The organism is Aestuariivirga sp., assembly GCF_037139295.1.
GTDB lineage: Bacteria > Pseudomonadota > Alphaproteobacteria > Rhizobiales > Aestuariivirgaceae > Aestuariivirga.
Genome location: NZ_JBAXGR010000241.1, coordinates 1 through 2,664, shown reverse-complemented (window position 1 = coordinate 2,664; position 2,664 = coordinate 1). Strand labels below are relative to the sequence as shown.

The 2,664-nt window shown below is 65.2% G+C and carries 5 protein-coding genes; all 5 read right to left on the bottom strand.

Annotated features, from left to right (window positions below):
* Positions 1 to 620: class I SAM-dependent methyltransferase (locus WCJ41_RS21415; RefSeq protein WP_336907869.1), on the bottom strand; the 620-nt coding region annotated here is incomplete at its 3' end.
* An 84-nt stretch (positions 621 to 704) separates the two neighbouring features.
* Positions 705 to 1,106, bottom strand: coding sequence for a 50S ribosomal protein L19 (gene rplS / locus WCJ41_RS21410; RefSeq protein ID WP_336907868.1), 402 nt, complete (start codon positions 1,104 to 1,106; stop codon positions 705 to 707).
* Positions 1,107 to 1,161: 55 nt separating this feature from the next.
* On the bottom strand, positions 1,162 to 1,854 hold the full coding sequence (gene trmD, locus WCJ41_RS21405) for a tRNA (guanosine(37)-N1)-methyltransferase TrmD (protein WP_336907867.1): 693 nt from the start codon (positions 1,852 to 1,854) through the stop codon (positions 1,162 to 1,164).
* The gene (gene rimM, locus WCJ41_RS21400) at positions 1,851 to 2,384 is read right to left on the bottom strand and encodes a ribosome maturation factor RimM (RefSeq protein WP_336907866.1); all 534 of its coding nucleotides are present in this window, start codon (positions 2,382 to 2,384) and stop codon (positions 1,851 to 1,853) included. Before rimM ends, trmD begins: the two co-directional genes overlap by 4 nt.
* Positions 2,385 to 2,394: 10 nt before the next feature.
* On the bottom strand, positions 2,395 to 2,664 hold a 270-nt coding region (gene rpsP / locus WCJ41_RS21395), incomplete at its 5' end, for a 30S ribosomal protein S16 (RefSeq protein ID WP_336907865.1).

Here is a 2,664-nt window from a genome sequence, read left to right as displayed (position 1 = left end):
TCATGCGTCACCGGGTGCGCGATCTTCGCGGTGTCGCCGGTGTAGGTCGTCTCTTCGCTCATGGTGAGCGGCCTGTCGGGCTCATTGCGCCAGTCGAAGCCGATGCGCAGGCCCTCGGCCTTCTCGTCGATCTGCATCAGCGAAGGATGGCCTTCGAGAAGGTAAAGCCTCCCGCCGGGCTTCAGCAGCGAGGAGGCAACCTCCGCCCAGCGCCGCACATCCGGAAGCCAGCCGATGGCACCCCAGGTGACATAGACCATGTCGAACAAGCCATCGATCAGCTGCCGCGCGTCATAGACATTGCCCTCGACGAAGCTGGCATCGAGCCCGGTCTTCTCCTGCAGCATGCGCGCCGCCACGATGGCGCGGGGCGAGAAGTCGAGGCCCACGCAAGAGGCACCGCGCCGTGCCAGGCAGAGCGTGTCGATGCCGATATGGCACTGCAGATGCGCGATGCGGAGGCCCGAGACGTCGCCGATCTCGTCATGCTCGATGTCATGGAGATTGTCTTCGCCCTGGAGGAAGGCGTCGATACGATAGCCGCCGGCCTCATCGCGGATGTGGATGTCGGCGCGGTCATCCCAGTTCAGGCGGTTCTGCGCGAAATAGGCATCGGTCATGGCGGTGGCTCCCGGCTCAAAATAAAAGGGCCGGGAAAACCCGGCCCTTCAAGAACGTTGCAGCGGACCCTCGGGCCCCTTGTCTTACTCAGCGGCCTTTTCGGCAGCTGCAGCGACGAGGCCCATGGCCTTCTGCTTCTCGGCGATACGCGCCGACTTGCCGGTGCGGCCGCGCAGGTAATAGAGCTTGGCGCGACGAACCGCACCACGGCGCACGACCTTGATCGAGTCGATCATCGGAGAGAAGATCGGGAACACCCGCTCCACGCCTTCGCCGTAAGACATCTTGCGGACGGTGAAGTTCTCGTTGAGGCCGCCGCCGGAACGGGCGATGCAGACGCCTTCATAGGCCTGAACGCGCGAGCGCTCGCCTTCCTTGACCTTCACATTGACGATGACGGTGTCGCCCGGGCCGAATTCCGGCACGGCGCGCTGGGCGGCCACGACTGCGACCTGCTCTTTTTCGAGCTGAGCGATAATATCCATGACTTACTGTCTTCCTTAAAGGGTCGGGGGCCTATAGCCCCAACCCGGTTCAAAATCAAATCTTTCCCGACTCGTGAGCCTTCCACAAATCGGGCCGTCTGGCCTTTGTCAGGGCCTCTCTGCGTTCCTGCTTCCACCGGGCGATCGCCTTGTGGTCGCCGGAGAGGAGAATCCCCGGAATTTCAACACCTTCCCAAGCGTTGGGCTTGGTGTAGTGCGGGTGCTCGAGAAGCCCCCCTTCGAAACTTTCTTCCTCGCCCGAGGCCTTGCTGCCCATGACGCCAGGCAGCAGCCTGACGACGGCATCGAGCAGCACGATGGCCGCGGGCTCGCCGCCCGACAGCACATAGTCCCCGATCGAGACCTCGCGCAGGTTGCGTTTCTCGATCACCCGCTCGTCCACGCCCTCGAAGCGGCCGCAGACGATCAGGCAACCCGGACCCGCACTGAGCTCGCGCACCAGTGCCTGGGTCAACGGCTCACCCCGCGGGCTCATCAGGAGCCTTGGGCCGTCATGCGGTGCGGCGTCGATTGCCGCGGCCAGCACGTCGGGCTTCAGCACCATTCCGGCCCCGCCGCCCGCCGGGTGATCGTCCACCGTGCGGTGGCGGTCGTTGGCGGAGGCCCGGATATCGCGTGCCTCGAGCGACCAGATGCCCTGTTCGAGCGCCCGGCCGGCGAGCGAGATGCCCAGCGGCCCCGGAAACATCTCCGGGAAGAGCGTGAGCACGGTGGCCTTGAAGCTCATGGCGCTTCGTCCTCCCGCTTCGCGTCCGCATCGAGGAAGCCCTCCGGCAGGTCGACCACGATCCTGTCTTCCGCCGTCTCCAGCACATACTGGGGGGCAAAAGGGATCAGCACCGTGTCCTTCCGGCCTTCAACCTTCACGTCGATCAGGTCGCCCGCGCCATAATCCGCCACGTCGACGATCTCGCCCAGAAGCGAGCCGTCAGCGAGATGAACCGTGAGCCCGATGAGATCATGGATATAGACCTCGTCATCTTCCGGTTCGGGAAGGCGCTCGCGCGGCACGAAAAGCTCCGTGCCCCTCAAGCCCTCCGCGGCGTTGCGGTCGGTCACGCCTTTCAGGATGGCGATGAAGCCTTCCTTGCTCGGCCTGACCTTTGCGATCACGATCTTGCCACCCGCCGCCGTCTCGAGCGGCGAGTAGGACGCGATGGCGGCTGGATCGACGGTGAAGCTCCTGAGCTTCACCTCGCCCCTGATGCCATGCGCACCGGTGATGGCGCCGACGAGAACCATGTCGCGCGGCGCCATCGCTCAGACCTTAGCCGTTGGCGGCGGCAGCGGCGGCGGCTGCGGTCGCGGCGGCCTTCTCGCGCTCCAGGCGCTTCTTGCCCGGGAGTGCCTTGTTCGGGTTGTTGCGGGCTTCGCGCTTGGCGAGGCCGGCCTTGTCGAGGAAGCGCAGCACGCGGTCGGTGGGCTGTGCGCCCTTCTTGAGCCAGGCGGCGGCCTTCTCGCCGTCGAGCTTCACGCGGTTGGCGTCGTCCTTCTTCAGCATCGGGTTGAAGGCGCCCACCACGTCGATGAACTTGCC

Excerpts from the sequence above, each read along its gene's own strand:
- rplS (WP_336907868.1), bottom strand. The coding sequence starts at position 1,106 with ATGGATATTATCGCTCAGCTCGAAAAAGAGCAGGTCGCAGTCGTGGCC.
- trmD (WP_336907867.1), bottom strand. The coding sequence starts at position 1,854 with ATGAGCTTCAAGGCCACCGTGCTCACGCTCTTCCCGGAGATGTTTCCG.
- rimM (WP_336907866.1), bottom strand. The coding sequence starts at position 2,384 with ATGGCGCCGCGCGACATGGTTCTCGTCGGCGCCATCACCGGTGCGCAT.